Annotated in this window: 14 protein-coding genes; all 14 read left to right on the top strand. The window is 54.2% G+C overall.

The window, feature by feature from the left end; genetic code table 11:
* The first annotated feature begins 9 nt into the window (after window positions 1-9).
* Complete coding sequence (locus C7820_RS12835) at window positions 10-1149, top strand: 1-deoxy-D-xylulose-5-phosphate reductoisomerase (RefSeq protein ID WP_116231235.1); 1140 nt, start codon at window positions 10-12, stop codon at window positions 1147-1149.
* Window positions 1150-1365: 216 nt separating this feature from the next.
* Window positions 1366-2637, top strand: coding sequence for an RIP metalloprotease RseP (gene rseP / locus C7820_RS12830; RefSeq protein WP_105443611.1), 1272 nt, complete (start codon window positions 1366-1368; stop codon window positions 2635-2637).
* A gap of 52 nt (window positions 2638-2689) precedes the next feature.
* On the top strand, window positions 2690-4138 hold the full coding sequence (gene proS / locus C7820_RS12825) for a proline--tRNA ligase (RefSeq protein ID WP_116231234.1): 1449 nt from the start codon (window positions 2690-2692) through the stop codon (window positions 4136-4138).
* Window positions 4139-4335: 197 nt separating this feature from the next.
* Window positions 4336-8652, top strand: coding sequence for a PolC-type DNA polymerase III (locus tag C7820_RS12820; RefSeq protein WP_116231233.1), 4317 nt, complete (start codon window positions 4336-4338; stop codon window positions 8650-8652).
* Between the two features lie 195 nt (window positions 8653-8847).
* Window positions 8848-9309 carry a ribosome maturation factor RimP gene (gene rimP / locus C7820_RS12815; protein WP_116231232.1) on the top strand — a complete coding sequence of 154 codons (462 nt, stop codon included), beginning with the start codon at window positions 8848-8850 and terminating at the stop codon, window positions 9307-9309.
* Between the two features lie 38 nt (window positions 9310-9347).
* Window positions 9348-10445: a transcription termination factor NusA gene (gene nusA / locus C7820_RS12810; RefSeq protein ID WP_076168058.1), complete on the top strand. Its 1098-nt coding sequence runs from the start codon at window positions 9348-9350 to the stop codon at window positions 10443-10445.
* A gap of 25 nt (window positions 10446-10470) precedes the next feature.
* The gene (gene rnpM / locus C7820_RS12805; RefSeq protein WP_076168056.1) at window positions 10471-10779 is read left to right on the top strand and encodes an RNase P modulator RnpM; all 309 of its coding nucleotides are present in this window, start codon (window positions 10471-10473) and stop codon (window positions 10777-10779) included.
* On the top strand, window positions 10772-11095 hold the full coding sequence (locus C7820_RS12800; RefSeq protein ID WP_076168054.1) for a YlxQ family RNA-binding protein: 324 nt from the start codon (window positions 10772-10774) through the stop codon (window positions 11093-11095). The genes rnpM and C7820_RS12800 overlap by 8 nt, the downstream gene beginning before the upstream one ends.
* Window positions 11088-13712, top strand: a complete 2625-nt coding sequence (gene infB, locus C7820_RS12795) for a translation initiation factor IF-2 (protein ID WP_116231231.1) — start codon at window positions 11088-11090, stop codon at window positions 13710-13712. The genes C7820_RS12800 and infB overlap by 8 nt, the downstream gene beginning before the upstream one ends.
* Before the next feature lie 14 nt (window positions 13713-13726).
* Window positions 13727-14080, top strand: coding sequence for a 30S ribosome-binding factor RbfA (gene rbfA / locus C7820_RS12790; protein WP_076168050.1), 354 nt, complete (start codon window positions 13727-13729; stop codon window positions 14078-14080).
* 25 nt (window positions 14081-14105) lie between these two features.
* The gene (locus C7820_RS12785) at window positions 14106-15083 is read left to right on the top strand and encodes a DHH family phosphoesterase (protein WP_116231230.1); all 978 of its coding nucleotides are present in this window, start codon (window positions 14106-14108) and stop codon (window positions 15081-15083) included.
* Complete coding sequence (gene truB / locus C7820_RS12780) at window positions 15080-16000, top strand: tRNA pseudouridine(55) synthase TruB (protein WP_116231229.1); 921 nt, start codon at window positions 15080-15082, stop codon at window positions 15998-16000. The genes C7820_RS12785 and truB overlap by 4 nt, the downstream gene beginning before the upstream one ends.
* 32 nt (window positions 16001-16032) lie before the next feature.
* The gene (locus C7820_RS12775; RefSeq protein WP_116231228.1) at window positions 16033-16980 is read left to right on the top strand and encodes a bifunctional riboflavin kinase/FAD synthetase; all 948 of its coding nucleotides are present in this window, start codon (window positions 16033-16035) and stop codon (window positions 16978-16980) included.
* Between the two features lie 161 nt (window positions 16981-17141).
* Complete coding sequence (gene rpsO / locus C7820_RS12770; protein WP_076168040.1) at window positions 17142-17411, top strand: 30S ribosomal protein S15; 270 nt, start codon at window positions 17142-17144, stop codon at window positions 17409-17411.
* Window positions 17412-17538: the final 127 nt, after the last annotated feature.

Here is a 17538-nt window from a genome sequence, read left to right as displayed (position 1 = left end):
AGGTTCAATATGAAGAAATTAAGCGTTCTCGGCTCTACCGGCTCGATCGGCACGCAGACGCTGGATGTCGTATCGAAGCATCCGGAGCATTTTCAAATCGAAGGGCTTGCGGCCGGGTCGAACGTGGAGCTGCTGCTCCGGCAGGTTCATCAGTTCAGACCGAAGAAGGTTTCGGTCGCGACCAAAGAACTGGCTGAACAGGTGAAGACGCAGGTTTCGCCGGGTACGGAAATTTTCTATGGAAATGAAGGGCTGGTGGAGGTAGCGGCCGGCACGGACGCCGATACGGTAGTAACGGCAGTGGTAGGCAGCATGGGGCTGCATTCCACGCTGGCGGCGATCGAAGCCGGGAAGCACATTGGACTGGCCAACAAGGAGACGCTTGTAACCGCAGGGCATCTTGTCACTGAGGCCATTAAGCGAAAAGGCGTAAATATGCTGCCGATCGACAGCGAGCACTCGGCTATATTTCAATGCCTGAACGGTGAACGCCGCGATGACCTAGCCGGCATCACGCTGACCGCTTCCGGCGGTTCGTTCCGGGATTTGACCCGGGAGCAGCTCCAATCGGTGACGGTGGAGGATGCTTTGAAGCATCCTAACTGGTCGATGGGGGCGAAAATCACCATCGACTCGGCGACGATGGTCAACAAGGGGCTGGAAGTGATTGAAGCCCATTGGCTGTTCGGCCTACCGTATGAGCAGATCCACGTGCTGCTTCACCCCGAGAGCATCATTCATTCTTTCGTGGAATTCCGCGATACGAGTATCATCGCCCAGCTGGGCAATCCGGACATGCGCGTACCGATCCAGTACGCACTGACCTACCCGGAACGCTGGGATTCGCCTGCCAAACGGCTGTCGCTGGCCGAAGTGGGCAGGCTGCATTTTAAAGAAATGGACATGGAGCGGTTCCCTTGTTTAAGACTTGCCTTTGAATGTGGTAAAATGGGTGGTACAGCAACCACCGCTTTTAACGCAGCCAACGAAGTGGCGGTAGGCCGGTTTCTAAACAGGGAGATTTCGTTTTTACAAATAGAGGATATTATTGAGGAAGTGCTTGACCGGCACGCCAACATTTCGAATCCGCAGCTGGCGGACATTGAGGAGTGCGACCGGAATACGCGGCTGCTTGCTGCCAAACTGTAAGCGGGCACGCAAGCGGCATAACAATACATCACTCTACTCCCCTGATTTTAAAAAATGACGAGAATGTGATTCTCTTGTGCGGGACCGGAGAATAATGATAATCTATATAGACTGAATTAAAGACGAGCTTCTTTTCGCGCTGTGGGCTTTAATCCATCTGATGATATAGATGCGACAGAAACTTCGGTCTCAGACAAATTAAGGGGGATGCGACGCTTGGAAATGGTGCAGGTAGTATTTTTGACGGTACTCATGTTTTTCGTCATCGTGACGGTGCATGAATGGGGCCATTTTTACTTTGCCAGACGCGCCGGCATACTGGTACGGGAATTTGCGATCGGTTTCGGTCCGAAACTGTTTTCTTATAAACGGAATGAAACGCAGTTTACGCTGCGGCTGCTGCCTTTTGGCGGTTATGCCCGGATGGCGGGGGAAGATCCTGAAATCGTGGAAATTCACCCCGGCCAAACCATCGCGGTCCGCGTCAGCGGCGGCGAAGTTAAGAAGATATATCTGGATCAGCTGGACAACCGAAAGAACGTCATCCGCGGAGAAGTGGAATTCATCGATATGGTCGATGATTTGAAGGTCCGCCTGAACGTGGACGGCGAGAGCCAGCAGTATCCGATTTATCCGAAGGCGATGCTGGTCGCCAAATCCCATGAGACGCAAATAGCCCCGAGAGACCGCCAGTTTGCCAGCAAGACGGTGGGGCAGCGCGCGCTTTCGATTTTTGCGGGGCCGCTGATGAATTTTATTCTGGCCTTCGTACTCTTCGGGGTCCATTTGCAGATGGCGGGGATTCCGCTGGAAAATCCGACGTACGTGCAGATCGGCGACATCTCCAAAGGAATGCCTGCCTATGAAGCGAACCTGAAGAAGGGCGACATCATCGAATCGATCGATGGCGTGAAGATCGGCGCGGATTATCAGAAAATGATCGATCTGACCTCCAAATCCAAGGACAAGCCGATGGAATGGACGATCCGCCGGGGAGACGAGGTATTTAATGTGACGCTGACTCCGCGTGCAATGGAAGGCCAGGAAGGCGGCAAGGTAGGCATTACGCCGCAGCTGCCAAGCCGCAAGGCGTCGATCGGCGAAACGTTCAGCGGAGCGGGAGTCGCGATGGTCGATACGACCAAGATCATTTTCCAGGGCTTCGGCCAGCTGATCAAGCAGTTTAACATGGACGATCTGGGCGGACCTGTCCGGACGTTCGAGGTGACGGGCCAGATCGCGAAGCAGGGCATCGTGCAGCTGACGTATTGGGCGGCGATTCTCAGCCTCTACCTGGGGATCTTCAACCTGCTGCCGATCCCGGCGATGGACGGAAGCCGGCTGGTGTTCCTCGGCGTCGAAGCGCTGCGGGGCAAGCCGATCGATCCGAGCCGGGAAGGCATGGTCCATTTTGTGGGCTTCGCCATGCTGTTCCTATTAATGATTGCCGTAACCTACAATGATATATTACGATTGATTAACGGATAACTAATGATGTCCCCGGCTAGAACGGGGTGAACTTGGGAGGAAGTCCATTTTTATGTCAAACGATAAACAATTTGTGACGGAGATTACGCCGCAGGGAGAAGATTTCTCCCGCTGGTATATTGATGTAATCAAGAAAGCCGATCTGATGGATTATTCGCCGGTTCGCGGCTGCATCGTCTTCCGTCCGGACGGCTACGAAATCTGGGAGCACATCCAGCGTGATCTGGACCGCCGTTTCAAGGAAACGGGTCATCGCAACGCCTATTTTCCGCTCTTTATTCCGGAGAGCTTTTTCCAGAAAGAAAAAGAGCATGTCGAGGGCTTTAATCCCGAGCTTCCTTGGGTAACTGAGGCAGGCGGAGACAAGCTGGAGGAGCGTCTGGCGATCCGTCCGACGTCCGAGACGATGTTTGGGCACATGTACGCCAAATGGATCCAATCCTACCGCGACCTGCCGGTGCTCATTAACCAGTGGGCCAACGTCGTCCGCTGGGAGAAGCGCACGCTGCCGTTCCTCCGCACGAGCGAGTTTTTGTGGCAGGAAGGCCATACCGCTCATGAGACGGAAGAAGAAGCGCGCGAAGAAACGATGAAGATGCTGGAAGTGTACCGTCAATTCGTGGAAGAGTTTTTGGCGATTCCGGTCATTACCGGCCAGAAAACGCCTTCCGAGAAATTCGCCGGTGCGGTGGAGACGTTCTCCATCGAGGCGATGATGAAGGACGGCCGCGCGGTTCAGGCGGGGACCTCCCACTACCTGGGCACGAACTTTGCGGTGGCGTTTGACATTCAATACTTAAGCAGAGACAACAAGCAGGAATACGTGCATACGACATCCTGGGGCACAAGCACGCGCCTGATCGGCTCGATGATTATGGTGCACGGCGATGACCGTGGACTGGCGCTGCCGCCTAAGGTCGCTCCGACGCAGGTGATCATGATTCCGATCGGCCCGCCGAAAACATGGGATGCCGTCGTTGGCCGCACGGACGAGTTGTTCGCCGAGCTGAAACAGGCAGGCATCCGCGTGCGCGTGGACGACCGCAGCGACCTTCGTCCGGGATGGAAATTCAACGAATACGAAATGCGCGGCGTTCCGGTCCGTTTGGAAATCGGCCCACGTGACATGGAGAACGGCGTCTGCGTCCTCGTCTCCCGGATTACCGGCGAGAAGAAGGTTGTCCAGCAGGCCAACCTGGTCGAAGAAGTTCAGACGATGCTGGATCAGGTCCAGAAGGAAATGTTTGATCGTGCGAAGCAGTTTATGAACGACCATTTCTATTCGGTGGATACGCTGGAGGAAATGAAGAGCAGCATGGAACAGCAGCGCGGATTTACACTGGCAGGATGGTGCGGTTCGGAAGCCTGCGAGAGCAAGGTGAAGGAAGAGACCGGGGCAACCAGCCGGAACATTCCTTTCGAGCCTGCGGAAGAGAAGCATACCTGTCTGGTATGCGGGCAGCCTGCCAAGCACACCGTCGTTTTTGCCAGAGCGTATTAATACTGCGGCAGCCAAGCTGCGAGTTTGATTCGTTTCCCGCATAAGCAGGGAAGAACCCGGCGGATCGGTAGAGAGGCCGGATGAAATAATGAATGAGGAGCTTCTGCCAGAAATGAGTCGGTGCACCAGATCGAGACATTTTTGTGAACAGAGGCTCTTCATGTTTATGGATTAGCGCTTTAAAGGGGGAGGAGAGCATGGAAAACGTGGGGGAAAAGAGAAAACGGTTCGAGCTGCTGATGAAGCAGGGGGAAATACCGCCCGCGATCGTGGATCCCTATTTTCTGGATGGTCATATCGAACAGGTGGAGATCAGCCGGAGCAATCAGGAATGGAGAATCACCATCTGGAAGGAAACCTTGGTCCCCGGTGAGGTGTACCGGACGTTCTGTCTGAGGCTTCAGGAGAAAATGCAGCATATTGCAAAGCTGTCGTTTGTGTTTAGATATGCGGAAGAAGTAGACCGCAAAGACATCGTCGGCGCATACTGGAACCTTTTCCTGGAGTGGGTTCACCGCGAAATCCCTTCCGTCAACGGCTGGATGGCCCGGGCTAAGCATGAGCTGGACGGGGAGACCTTGATGGTCACGATGTCCGATAATACGTCGCTGGAGCTGGCGAGAAAGAAGCAGATCGACCAGGCGCTCACCCGTTTCTTCGCGCATTACTTCGAGGTTCCTCTCCGCGTCAAAATTCAAGTTGGCGAAATCCAGCGGGAAATGTACGAGGAGTTCGAGCAGAAGAAGCTCGAGGAAGAGCGTGAGGTTATCCAGAAGATGATTTCCAGCATGGAGGCGGAATCACGCGCAGCCGAGGGTGACGATGAGGAAGTCTTTCTTCAGGTCGGTTACGATATTAAGGAGCAGCCGGTTCCGATTCAGGAAATCCAGGACGAAGAGAAGAAAATTACGGTTCAGGGCACGATTTTTGGCCTGGACCGCAAAGAGCTGCGCAACGGCAGCACGCTGTTCATGTTTAACCTGACGGACTTTACGGATTCCCTGCAGATGAAAATGTTTGCCAAGACGAAGGAAGACGTCAAAGTTCTGAGCCTGCTCGCCAACGGCAAATGGGTGAAAGCCCGCGGACGCGTCGAGATGGACCGCTTTATGACGATTCCCGAGCTGGTCATGATCCCTTCGGATTTGATCGAAGTCCAGGCGCCACCTACCCGCAAGGATAATGCTCCGGAGAAGCGGGTGGAATTCCATTTGCATACAACGATGAGCACGATGGACGCCGTGACGCCAATCGACCAGTACATCAAGACAGCTGCCAAGTGGGGCCACAAAGCGATTGCCGTGTCCGATCACGGTGGCGTGCAGTGTTATCCCGAAGCGGCGAAAGCCGCGAAGAAAAACGGCATCAAGATGATTTATGGCGTCGAGGCCAACGTGGTGAACGATTCCGTTCCGGTCGTCATGCAGCCGAAGCCGATGGATTTGAAGACTGCGACTTACATCGTATTCGATATCGAGACCACCGGCCTGTCGATCACGAACAACAAAATCATCGAGCTTGCGGCCGTCAAAATGCATGAAGGCAAGGAAGTCGACCGCTACGCTACGTTTGTTAACCCGCATGAAAAAATACCGTATCACATCCAGCAGCTGACGAACATTAACGACGAGATGGTCAAGGATGCGCCGGAGCTTGAGCCCGTCATCCAGGACTTCGTCAAGTTTGTCGGTGACGGCGTACTTGTGGCACACAACGCACGGTTCGACGTGGGCTTCATACAGGCTGCCCTGAAGGGGCTCGGTATGCCGGAACTGGACAACCCGGCGCTGGATACGCTGGAGCTGGCCAGATTGCTTCACCCGACGATGAAAAACCACCGCCTCAACACGTTGGCGGATAAGTATAAAGTGGCGCTGGAAAGCCACCACCGGGCGATTGACGATACGATTGCCCTGGCCGGCATACTGGACGGACTGCTGGCTGATGCCGAGAAGATCAAAGGGCTGACCCGCCTGGAACGCCTGAACGATTACGTCGGCAAGGATCTGTCCAATTCTCGTCCGTTCCACTGCGGAATCTACGCGCTGAACCCGGTCGGCAAGAAAAACTTGTACAAGCTGGTATCGATGTCGCACACCGAGTATTTCAAGCGGGTGCCATGCATCCCGAAATCGAAGCTGGAGGAGATGCGCGAAGGGCTGCTGGTCATCTCCGGCTGCGAGAAGGGCGAGTTCTTCGAAACCGTGCTGAACAAGACGGTGGAGGAGGCGACCGAGGTGGCGGAGTTCTATGATATTTTGGAAATTCAGCCGCTGACGATGTACATGCACCTTGTAGAAAAAGGGCTCGTCGGAAGCACGATTGAGCTGAAGAACGCCATCAAAACCGTGTGCGAGATCGGGGAAAAGCTGAACAAGCCCGTGATTGCCACCGGCAATGTGCACTATCTGGAGCCGCGGGACAAGCTGTTCCGGGACATTACGATTCACGGCATCACAGGCTTCAGCCCGCTGAAGGATATCCGCAAGCCGGATGCCCATTTCCGGACAACAGAAGAGATGCTGGAGGAATTCGAGTTCCTTGGTCCGGAGAAAGCGATGGAAGTGGTTGTAAAGAATACCAACGATCTTGCCGACCGCTTTGAGGAATACGAGCTGTTCCCGGATAAGCTGTTTACGCCGATTATCGAGGGGGCGGATGAGGAAATCCGCAACACTTGCTATGCCACGGCGCGGTCGATTTATGGCGAAGACCTGCCGGAAGTTGTCGTCGCACGGCTGGAGAAGGAGCTGGAGCCGATTATCAAATACGGCTTCTCCGCCAACTATCTCATTTCCGAGCGGCTGGTGAAAAAGTCGAACCAGGACGGCTACCTTGTCGGTTCACGGGGTTCCGTCGGATCGTCTGTCGTCGCGACCTTCCTCGGCATTTCCGAGGTTAACCCGCTGCCCGCGCATTATATTTGCAAAAATCCGGAATGCAAGCACAGCGAATGGTTCCTGGACGGCAGCGTGCCGAGCGGATTTGACCTTCCGGACAAGCAATGCCCGAACTGCGGCCAAATGCTGAAGGGCGAAGGACAGGATATCCCGTTCGAAACGTTCCTTGGCTTTAAGGGCGACAAGGTTCCCGATATCGACTTGAACTTTTCCGGGGAATATCAGCCGACGGCACACAACTATACAAAAGAGATTTTTGGCGAAAAATGTGTGTTCCGTGCAGGAACGATAGGTACCGTGGCGGAAAAAACGGCATTCGGTTATACAAAGAAATACGAAGAGGAATATCATAAAAAGTGGCGCGGAGCGGAGCTGAACCGGCTCGCCGCCGGATGCACCGGCGTCAAGCGGAGCACGGGCCAGCACCCGGGCGGTATCGTCGTCGTCCCTGACTACATGGAAGTGGAAGACATCACGCCGGTTCAATACCCGGCTGACGATACGAGCGCGGAATGGAAGACGACCCACTTCGATTATCACGCCTTCGACGCGAACCTGCTCAAGCTCGATATTCTGGGGCACGATGATCCGACCATGATGCGGATGCTGCAGGATTTGACAGGGGTCGATCCGACGACGATTCCGATGAACGATCCGAAGGTCATGAGCATGTTCAACTCAACGGAGGCGCTCGGGGTAACGCCCGAACAAATCCGGACACCGGTGGCCACCTACGGCGTGCCGGAGATGGGGACGAAGTTCGTCCGCCAGATGCTGATTGAGTCGAAGCCATCCTCCTTTGCCGACTTGCTGCAGATTTCGGGCCTGTCCCACGGAACGGGTGTATGGCTTGGCAATGCGCAGGAGCTGATCAAGAACGGCACCTGCAACATCAAAACGGTGATCGGCTGCCGTGACGACATCATGCTGTTCCTGATTTATAAAGCCGGCATGGATGCGAGCCTGGCGTTTAAAATTACGGAAAGTGTGCGTAAGGGCAAGGGCTTGACGCCAGAGTGGATCGAGGAGATGAAGCGGTGCAAGGTGCCGCAGTGGTATATCGATTCCTGTCTCAAAATCCAGTACATGTTCCCGAAAGCGCACGCCGCTGCATATGTTATCTCTGCGGTGCGCACGGCTTACTTCAAGCTGTACCATCCGATCGAATATTATGCCACTTACTTCTCGGTCCGGGCAGAAGACTTCGATATCGAGCTGTGCTGCCAGGGCTATGAGGCCATCTACCGGCAAATCGAAGAGATCGAGCAGAAGGGCTTCCAGGCGACAACCAAGGAAAAAAGCATGCTCTCGATCCTCGAGATGGCGCTGGAAATGACTGCACGCGGCTTTACGTTCAAGCCGATCGATCTGTACCGTTCCGATGCGACCCGGTTTACGGTGGACGGAGAATCGTTGATTCCACCGTTCTCGGCGCTGGCCGGTATCGGGGATAACGCGGCCAAGAACATCGCCGCCGCCCGCGAATACGGGGAGTTTCTCTCCATTGAGGATTTCCAGCAGAAATCCAAAGCGAGCAAGACGATCATCGAGCTGCTCACGGGAATGGGCTGCTTCAGGGGGCTTCCTGAGAGCAACCAGCTTTCGTTATTTTAATTCCGTCTTTTGCGTGCAACGCCCTAACCCCTTGCTGCACAAGGTTTAGTCAAGGCATCATACTTGTCAGTACTGCCAGACTATGTTATAATTTTTTTGGTAATCATGTAGATAAAACCGTTGTTTAAAGAGTGGGGCGACCCACTCTTTACTCTTTGGTATATAGGATATTTGAAGCCTTGGAGGTTATAATCTTTGAGCACACCGAAGATCAAAGGAATTGTGGAACAAATGGTACAGCCCTATTTGGATGAGCATAACTTCGAGCTTGTCGACGTCGAATACGTGAAGGAAGGCAGCAACTACTTTCTTCGCGTCTTTGTTGACAAGGAAGGCGGCATCGACATTGATGACTGCGGGATGATCAGCGAGTATCTGAGCGGGAAGCTGGACGAGAACGATCCGATTCCCGAAGCTTACTTTCTGGAAGTCTCCTCCCCTGGCGCCGAACGTCCGCTCAAGAAGAAGGAAGACGTAGCCAAAGCCGTCGGCAAGGATGTTTTTGTAACGGTTTACGAGCAGGTAGAAGGCCAGAAGGAATTTGAAGGCCGGCTTCTTTCGTTCGAGGACGACGTTCTTGTCATTTCTGCGGGCAAGAAGGAATACAGCATCCCGTATGCAAAAGTTGCCAGCGCCAGACTGGCGATTATTTTTTAAATACAAGGCTGCACTTTGAAAGGGGGAATTGATTTCCAATGAGTATGGATTTTATTGAAGCGATGAATGAGTTGGAAAGAGAGAAAGGAATCAGCAAGGACATTTTGTTCGAAGCCATTGAGGCGGCGCTGATCTCCAGCTACAAACGGAATTTTAACACGGCGCAGAACGTTCGCGTCGACATGAACCGGAATACCGGGGTTATCAAAGTGTTTGCCCGCAAGCTGATCGTGGAAGAGGTGCTGGATCCCCGCACCGAAATTTCCCTGCCTGCCGCCCGCGAGATCAATCCGCATTTCCAAATTGACGATATTGCGGAAATCGAGGTCACTCCCCGGGATTTCGGCCGGATTGCCGCCCAGACGGCCAAACAGGTCGTTACGCAGCGGATCCGCGAGGCGGAGCGCGGCCTGATTTATAACGCCTTTGTCGACAAAGAAGAGGATATCGTGACCGGTACGGTCCAGCGCCAGGATCCGCGTAACTTTTACGTGGATCTGGGCAAGGTGGAAGCGGTGCTGCCGCTCAACGAGCTGATGCCGAACGAAAAGTTCAAGCACGGCGACCGGATCAAAGCTTACATCACGAAGGTGGAGAATACGACCAAGGGGCCGCAAATTATGCTGTCCCGGACGCATCCGGGGCTCTTGAAGCGATTGTTCGAGCTGGAGGTTCCGGAAATTTTTGACGGTGTCGTGGAAATTCGCTCCGTCGCCCGTGAAGCCGGATTCCGCTCGAAGATCGCGGTGTATTCCCGCAACCCGGAAGTGGATCCTGTCGGCTCCTGCGTCGGGCCGAAGGGCTTGCGTGTGCAGACCATTGTCAATGAGCTGCGCGGTGAAAAAATCGACATCGTCCGTTATTCCGAACAGGTGGAAGAGTATGTGGCCAATGCCCTCAGCCCTTCCAAGGTTCTGGAAGTGATTGTATTTGAAGACGAGAAGATGGCACGTGTCATCGTGCCGGATTATCAATTGTCTCTCGCCATCGGGATCAAAGGGCAAAACGCCCGCCTTGCAGCCAAGCTGACAGGATGGAAGATCGATATTAAGAGTGAGAGCCAGGCGGAACAGGAATTCGGCAGACCGAAAACATCCTCGGGTGAAATGCATCAAGATTCCGTCTCCGTCGATTAATTCCAAACAGGACGGGGGTCGCGGCATGAAACAAAGAAAAGTCCCGCTGCGCAAATGCGTGGCATGCCAGGAAATGATGCCCAAGAAGGAACTGATCCGTATTGTCAAAACGCCGGAAGATGAAGTGCTGATCGACCTGACTGGCAAGAAGTCGGGCCGGGGGGCTTACCTCTGCGGCAAAGTATCTTGCTTTAAACTGGCACAGAAGAACAAATCACTGGATCGGGCTCTGAAGCATCATGTCAAACCGGAAATTTACGAACAGCTCGCAGATGACTTTGTGCTCGTGGAAGACGAATTTTTGGCCGTAAAGGAACGTTCGGTTGATGAGTAAAACTTTATCCCGCCTGGGTCTTGCCATGCGGGCGGGGAAAGTGGTCACCGGCGACGAAATCGTCCTGAAAGCGATCCGGTCTTCCGAAGCGAAACTGGTCATGCTGGCGGCTGACGCCTCAGCCAATACACAAAAAAAGTTCCGCGACAAATGCGGAACATACAACATTCCTCTGGTGATCGGATTTGACCGGGAAAGCCTGGGCACAAGCATTGGAAAGCCCGAAAGGGTTGTGCTCGCCATTACGGATCAAGGATTCGCAGAAATGATCTCCAAAAGTCTTGGAGATAATTCGGAGGTGGAGTATATTGAGTAAACAGGACAGTAAAGATAAACTGCGCGTGTACGAATATGCAAAATCACTTAATATGAGCAGTAAGGAAATCATAACCATTTTGAAAAGGCTTGATATTCCCGTTAACAATCATATGAGCGTTATGGAGAATGATGCGGTCTCGAAGGTGGAACAATTTTTCAAGGATATTAAGTCGAATGCGGCCGCCAAGCGGGAAGGCGGAGACCGCCAGACCGTGGCGAGCACTTCCGCGGTCAGAAACGAGTCAGGCACTCAGCGTAACCAGGGCGGCCGGGCAGCCGGATCGGACCCATCACAAAAACAACAGGAAAAGCAGGTAGGTATGAATAATAAATTGAATAACACCACACAAACAGGGTCGCAAAGACCGCAGGGCGGGCAAGATTCCCGCAGAAGTCACTCAGGATCTCAGCAAAGCAGACCGCAAGGTCAATCGAATGGATCGGGCAACCGTCCGCAAGGCGCGGGTGCCGGATCGAATAACCGGAATCAAGGTTCCCAAGGAGGCCGTCCGCAAGGATCCGGCCAGGGCGGCAATCGCCCCCAAGGATCCGGTCAAGGCAGCAATCGTCCTCAAGGATCGCAACAGGGTGGCGGCCAGCGCTCGGGCGCAGGACGCCCGCAGCAGCAATCCACCGGAAACCGCGGTCCGCAAGGAAACGCCGGCGGCGACAACAGCTTCTCCAGAAGCAACGATAACCGCGGCGGCGGCAATCGCGGTCAGAACCGCGGCAATAGCAACGGTTCGAAACGCTTTGACGACAACCGTCAGGGCGGAGGATTTAACCGGAACAATCGCGGCGGTAAGAACAACCGCGGCAGACAACAGTCTCAGCAGCCGCCGCGCGAGAAGATCGACAACACGCCGAAGAAGATTATCGTCCGCGGCAACATGACCGTTGGCGAAACGGCCAAACTGCTTCATAAGGATGCTTCCGAAGTCATTAAGAAGCTGATCCAGATGGGCGTCATGGCAACGATCAACCAGGAACTCGACATCGATACGATTTTGCTGCTTGCCGGCGAATTCGGCGTCGAAGTCGAAGTGAAGATCGTGGTCGAGGACGATCGCTTCGAGACCGTCGAAGAGAACGACGATCCGGCTGATCTGAAGTCGCGTCCGCCGGTTGTCACTATTATGGGTCACGTCGACCATGGTAAAACGACGCTGCTGGATGCCATCCGTTCCACGAACGTAACCGGCGGCGAAGCCGGAGGCATCACCCAGCACATCGGTGCTTATCAGGTGGAAATCAACAACAAGAAGATCACGTTCCTGGATACGCCGGGCCACGAAGCGTTTACAGCCATGCGTGCGCGCGGTGCGCAAATTACCGATATTACGATCATTGTGGTCGCTGCCGATGACGGCGTCATGCCGCAGACGGTGGAAGCGATCAACCACGCGAAGGCGGCCGAGCTGCCGATCATCGTGGCGGTGAACAAAATCGACAAACCGGATGCTAATCCGGATAAAGTGAAGCAGGAGCTGACCGAATACGGTCTCGTTCCGGAAGAGTGGGGCGGAGACACGATTTTCGTCAACGTATCCGCGAAGCAAAGAATGGGGCTTGAGGATCTGCTTGAGATGATCCTTCTGGTCGCCGAAGTGAACGAATACAAAGCGAATCCGGACAAACGCGCCCGCGGTGCGGTGATCGAGGCCGAGCTGGATAAAGGCCGCGGACCGGTAGCCCGTGTGCTGGTACAGCACGGTACGCTGAAAGTCGGGGATGCGTTTGTGGCAGGCAACTGCTTTGGCCGCGTCCGGGCGATGGTCAACGACAAGGGACGCCGTTTGAAGGAAGCCGGACCGTCTACGCCGGTGGAAATCACTGGTCTGACCGAAGTTCCGCTTGCCGGCGATCCGTTCATGGTATTTGAAGACGAGCGCAAGGCCCGTTCGATTGCCGAGAAACGCGCCATCACCCAGCGTCAGTCCGATCTTGGCAGCAACGTCCGCGTCACGCTGGACGATCTGTTCAAGCACATCAAGGACGGCGAGATCAAGGACCTGAACGTCATCATCAAAGGCGACGTGCAGGGTTCGGTCGAAGCGCTGAAAGGCTCGCTCTCGAAGATTGAAGTGGAAGGCGTTCGCGTCAAAATCATCCACAGCGGCGCAGGGGCAATTACCGAGTCCGATATCATTCTGGCAGCGGCGTCCAATGCGATCGTCATCGGCTTTAACGTCCGTCCAGATCCGCAGGCTGGCGCAACCGCCGAGCAGGAGAAAGTGGATATCCGCCTGCATCGCGTCATTTACAACGTCATTGAAGAAATCGAGCAGGCCATGAAGGGCATGCTGGATCCGGAATATAAAGAAGTGGTTATCGGCCACGCGGAAGTGCGCAACCTCTTCAAAATCAGCAAAGTGGGTACGATTGCCGGATGTATGGTTACATCAGGCAAGATCGCGCGTAACGCCGAAGTCCGCCTGATCCGCGACGGCATCGTCATCCATGAAGGTAAGATCGATACGCTCAAACGTTTCAAGGACGACGCTAAAGAAGTGGCACAGGGTTATGAATGTGGCATTACTTTGGAAAGCTATAATGACGTCAAGGAAGGCGACGTTATTGAAGCGTTCATCATGGAAACGGTGGAGCGCAAGTAGAGAGGTGAACAGGCATGGCTAAAATTCGGGCTGGACGGGTTGGAGAACAGATCAAGAAAGAGCTGAGCCAACTTATCCAAAGCGAACTGAAGGACCCGCGCATCGGTTTCGTTACCGTAACCGGTGTGGATGTGACGAACGATTTGTCGCAGGCGAAAGTTTATTTAAGCGTTCTGGGGGATAACGAGCAGAAGAACAACACGCTGAAGGCTCTGGAGAAGGCGAACGGCTTTCTCCGCTCGGAGCTCGGCAAGCGAGTCCGGCTGCGCCATACCCCGGAGCTGATTTTTAAGTTTGACGAATCCATCGCGTATGGCAGTCACATCGAGAAGCTCCTCGGTGAAATCGGAAAAAACGAAGATAACTAAATAAAAGATTTAAAGGAGACGGCCAATGCAGACCTATGAACAATCGCTTGAGCAGGCAAAGGAGTTTTTGCTGACGCATGATGATTATCTTGTAGTGTCTCATATTCAGCCGGACGGAGATGCAGTCAGTTCCACAGTTGCCGTGGGCTGGCTTCTCTCATGTCTGGGCAAAAAATTTACTCTGATCAATGAAGGGCCGATTCCTGAACGGATGAAATTTTTATGCCTGTCAGAGCAGATCGTGAATATGGAGCTTCATCCACCGGAACGTTCATTCAAGCATGTCATTTGTGTGGATTGCGCCGATTTTGGGAGAGTGGGATTGACGCAGCAATGCTTCGCTCCGGATGCCTTGATCTTGAACATCGATCACCACCCGACCAACAACGGTTACGGGAGCGCGACGCTGATCAAGCCGGACGCTGCGGCGACGGCCGAAATTTTGTATGATCTGATCCATGCTTTCGGATTTCAATGGACGAAGGAGATTGCGACCGCGATCTACACCGGGCTGCTGACGGACACCGGCGGTTTCCGTTATTCCAATACGTCCCCTAGAGTAATGGCGGCGGCTTCCGAGCTGCTCGGCTATGGGGTCAACGGGCCGGAGCTGTCGGAGACCCTGCTTGAGGCAATGACCCTGCCCCAGATGAAGGTGCTGGTCAAAGCGTTGAACACACTCGAGATGACGCCGGACGGCAAAATCAGCTGGGTATACGTCACTCCCGAGCATATGGTGGAAGCCGGCGCGGCCAACGATGACCTGGAAGGAATCGTGAACTATCCGCGGAATATTCAGGGCGTCGAGGTCGGCATTTTATTCAAAGTGATCAATGACCAAGCAGTCAAAGTAAGCCTGCGTTCTGCAGGCAAAGTTGACGTGGCCGCCCTGGCGCAGACGTTTGGTGGCGGCGGGCATGTCCGCGCAGCGGGGTGCCGGATCGAAGGAACACTGGATTCGATTATTCCTCAGGTTATAGAACGGGTGAGACAATTTTTATGAGCAGCTTAGAAGGTGTATTGGCCATCGATAAGCCGGCGGGGATGACTTCCCACGATGTCGTTGCCAAGGCGCGCCGTATATTGAAAATGAAGCGGATTGGGCACACCGGAACCTTGGATCCCGAAGTTACCGGTGTTCTGCCGCTCTGCCTTGGCCGGGCGACCCGGGTGGTGGAGTATATGCAGGAGCTACCGAAGGAATATGCAGCTACCCTGCGGCTGGGCATTGCCACTGACACCGAGGATTTGACCGGTACGGTCACGGAATCTGTGGACGAGGTCCATGTCACGCCGGAAGATGTGGAGAAGGTGCTCCACTCTTTTGAAGGGACGATTTCCCAGGTGCCCCCAATGTACTCTGCGGTCAAGGTCGGAGGCAAACGGCTCTACGAGCTAGCCCGGGAGGGCAAGACGGTTGAGCGCAAAAGCCGCGAGGTGACGATTCACGAAATTGAAATGACCGGTTCGGCCTGGCAAGGGCCTTATCTGGACATTTCCTTTCGGGTTCTGTGCTCCAAGGGGACGTACATTCGGACGTTATGCGTAGATATCGGGCGGGCTCTGCATCTGCCGTCAACGATGGTGAAGCTGGAGCGCACGATGTCGGCAGGAATTCCCGCTTCGAAGTGCCTCACGCTCGAAGATATCGAGCGCCTGACGGCGACGGGGGAGCTGGACGAGCATTTGATTCCGGTCGACGAAGCGGTCCGGCATCTTCCGGCACATACCGTGGCCGAGGACAAGGCGGCTGCCGCCTTGCAGGGTCAGAGGCTCTCGGGCAGAGCGGTAACGCCGGAGGTCATGCTGCCCGGATGCATACGACTGTATGATCCAAAGGGAACGTTTCTAGGCATTTTCGAAAAACAGGCAGAGACGGGGGCCATCGCTCCGGTCAAAGTATTTCTGCCTGAGTCATAATGATTATCTATGGAATTGCAGGTGAAAGAACAGTGAAGACCGTATATTTATCGTACCCGCTGCCTGCGGAGGTCATCCGGGAGCATACCCAGCCGCAGGTCGCAGCCATCGGACAGTTCGACGGAGTGCACCTTGGTCATGCCAGCGTCATCTCTTCTGCGGTGAATCTGGCAAAGGGCAAGCACATCCCTTCGGCCGTCATGACATTCCATCCGCATCCGAAGGACGTGATGAAGAAAGGGGACTACGAGGGCAGCCTGACGCCCCTGCAGGAGAAGCAGGAGCTGCTGGCCGGCCTGGGGGTCGATATCGTATACGTCGTTGAGTTTAACGATTCCTTTTCCCATGTAAGTCCGCAGGAATTTGTGGAAGGTATGCTGTTTCCCTTGGGCATCGAGGCCGCCGTGGTCGGTTTCGATTTCCGCTTTGGCCACAAGGGGGAAGGCAATGCTGAGATGCTCCGCCTGCTGGGGAACGGCCGGCTGGACGTCGAAGTCATCCCGCCGTTCGAGCTGGAAGGCGGCAAGGTCAGCAGTACGGAGATTCGCAAAGCGCTGCAAAGGGGTGACCTGGAGCGGGCCGGCCGTCTGCTCGGCCGCAGCTACCGGCTGCGCGGAACCGTTGTCGGCGGAGAAAAACGCGGCCGCACCATCGGTTTTCCGACGGCCAACCTGAAACTGGACGATAAGTTCGTCATTCCGGTTAAGGGTGTCTACGCGGTACGAGCCTTTTTGAACGGAAGGATTTTTCCCGGCGTCATGAATGTGGGGGTCAAACCGACGTTTCATGAGAACGAAACGGTGCCAAGCTTTGAGGTTCACTTGTTTGACTTTGACCGGGAGATTTATGGCGAGCATGTCACGGTGGAGCTGGTCCATTTTATCCGGAATGAGCGGAAGTTCCCTTCCGTACCGGAACTCATCGCCCAGATCCAGGCGGACGCGGATCGCGCCAGAGAACTTTTGAAGTCGGGCCGCTAAAGCTTACGCGCTGGCGAACATTTACTTTTGCCGGTGAAGTATGCTATACTGATAAACGTTGCTGGATGCCCATGGGCTGAAGGAAACCTTAGCTTGGATACACGATCTCACCGACGGTTTCTAGGCTAACGGCGATTATTTATGTTAAGGAGGTGAACAGGATGGCATTGACTCAAGAACGCAAACAACAACTGATCGAAGAGCACAAAACTCATGAGTCCGATACAGGATCTCCTGAAGTGCAAATTGCTATCCTTACGGAGAACATCGTTAATTTGACAGACCACCTGCGTACGCACAAGAAGGATCATCATTCCCGTCGCGGTCTTTTGAAAATGGTCGGTCAACGCCGTAAGCTGTTGGCATACTTGAAAAACAAGGATGTTAAACGCTATAGCGCTCTGATTGAAAAACTTGGATTGCGTCGTTAATAATCCATATTGTTCTACGGAAAGCAGCCTGGTTGTTCACCGTTTGTCCTTCTAGGAGTGACAGCGGGGCAACCGGGTTGCTTTTTATGCAGGACTATATGAATTATCCCCATCTGGGGAATACTGA

The sequence above is a fragment of the Paenibacillus sp. VMFN-D1 genome, assembly GCF_003386155.1.
Lineage (GTDB): Bacteria > Bacillota > Bacilli > Paenibacillales > Paenibacillaceae > Paenibacillus_AQ > Paenibacillus_AQ favisporus.
The sequence above is the reverse complement of the archived record's forward strand: the minus strand, read 5'-3'. Positions and strand labels throughout refer to the sequence as shown.

Bases quoted from the DNA above. Each gene is read 5' to 3' on its own strand.
- C7820_RS12835 (WP_116231235.1), top strand. From the start codon at position 10: ATGAAGAAATTAAGCGTTCTCGGCTCTACCGGCTCGATCGGCACGCAG.
- proS (WP_116231234.1), top strand. From the start codon at position 2,690: ATGTCAAACGATAAACAATTTGTGACGGAGATTACGCCGCAGGGAGAA.
- C7820_RS12820 (WP_116231233.1), top strand. From the start codon at position 4,336: ATGGAAAACGTGGGGGAAAAGAGAAAACGGTTCGAGCTGCTGATGAAG.
- nusA (WP_076168058.1), top strand. From the start codon at position 9,348: ATGAGTATGGATTTTATTGAAGCGATGAATGAGTTGGAAAGAGAGAAA.
- rnpM (WP_076168056.1), top strand. From the start codon at position 10,471: ATGAAACAAAGAAAAGTCCCGCTGCGCAAATGCGTGGCATGCCAGGAA.
- C7820_RS12800 (WP_076168054.1), top strand. From the start codon at position 10,772: ATGAGTAAAACTTTATCCCGCCTGGGTCTTGCCATGCGGGCGGGGAAA.
- rbfA (WP_076168050.1), top strand. From the start codon at position 13,727: ATGGCTAAAATTCGGGCTGGACGGGTTGGAGAACAGATCAAGAAAGAG.
- C7820_RS12785 (WP_116231230.1), top strand. From the start codon at position 14,106: ATGCAGACCTATGAACAATCGCTTGAGCAGGCAAAGGAGTTTTTGCTG.
- truB (WP_116231229.1), top strand. From the start codon at position 15,080: ATGAGCAGCTTAGAAGGTGTATTGGCCATCGATAAGCCGGCGGGGATG.
- rpsO (WP_076168040.1), top strand. From the start codon at position 17,142: ATGGCATTGACTCAAGAACGCAAACAACAACTGATCGAAGAGCACAAA.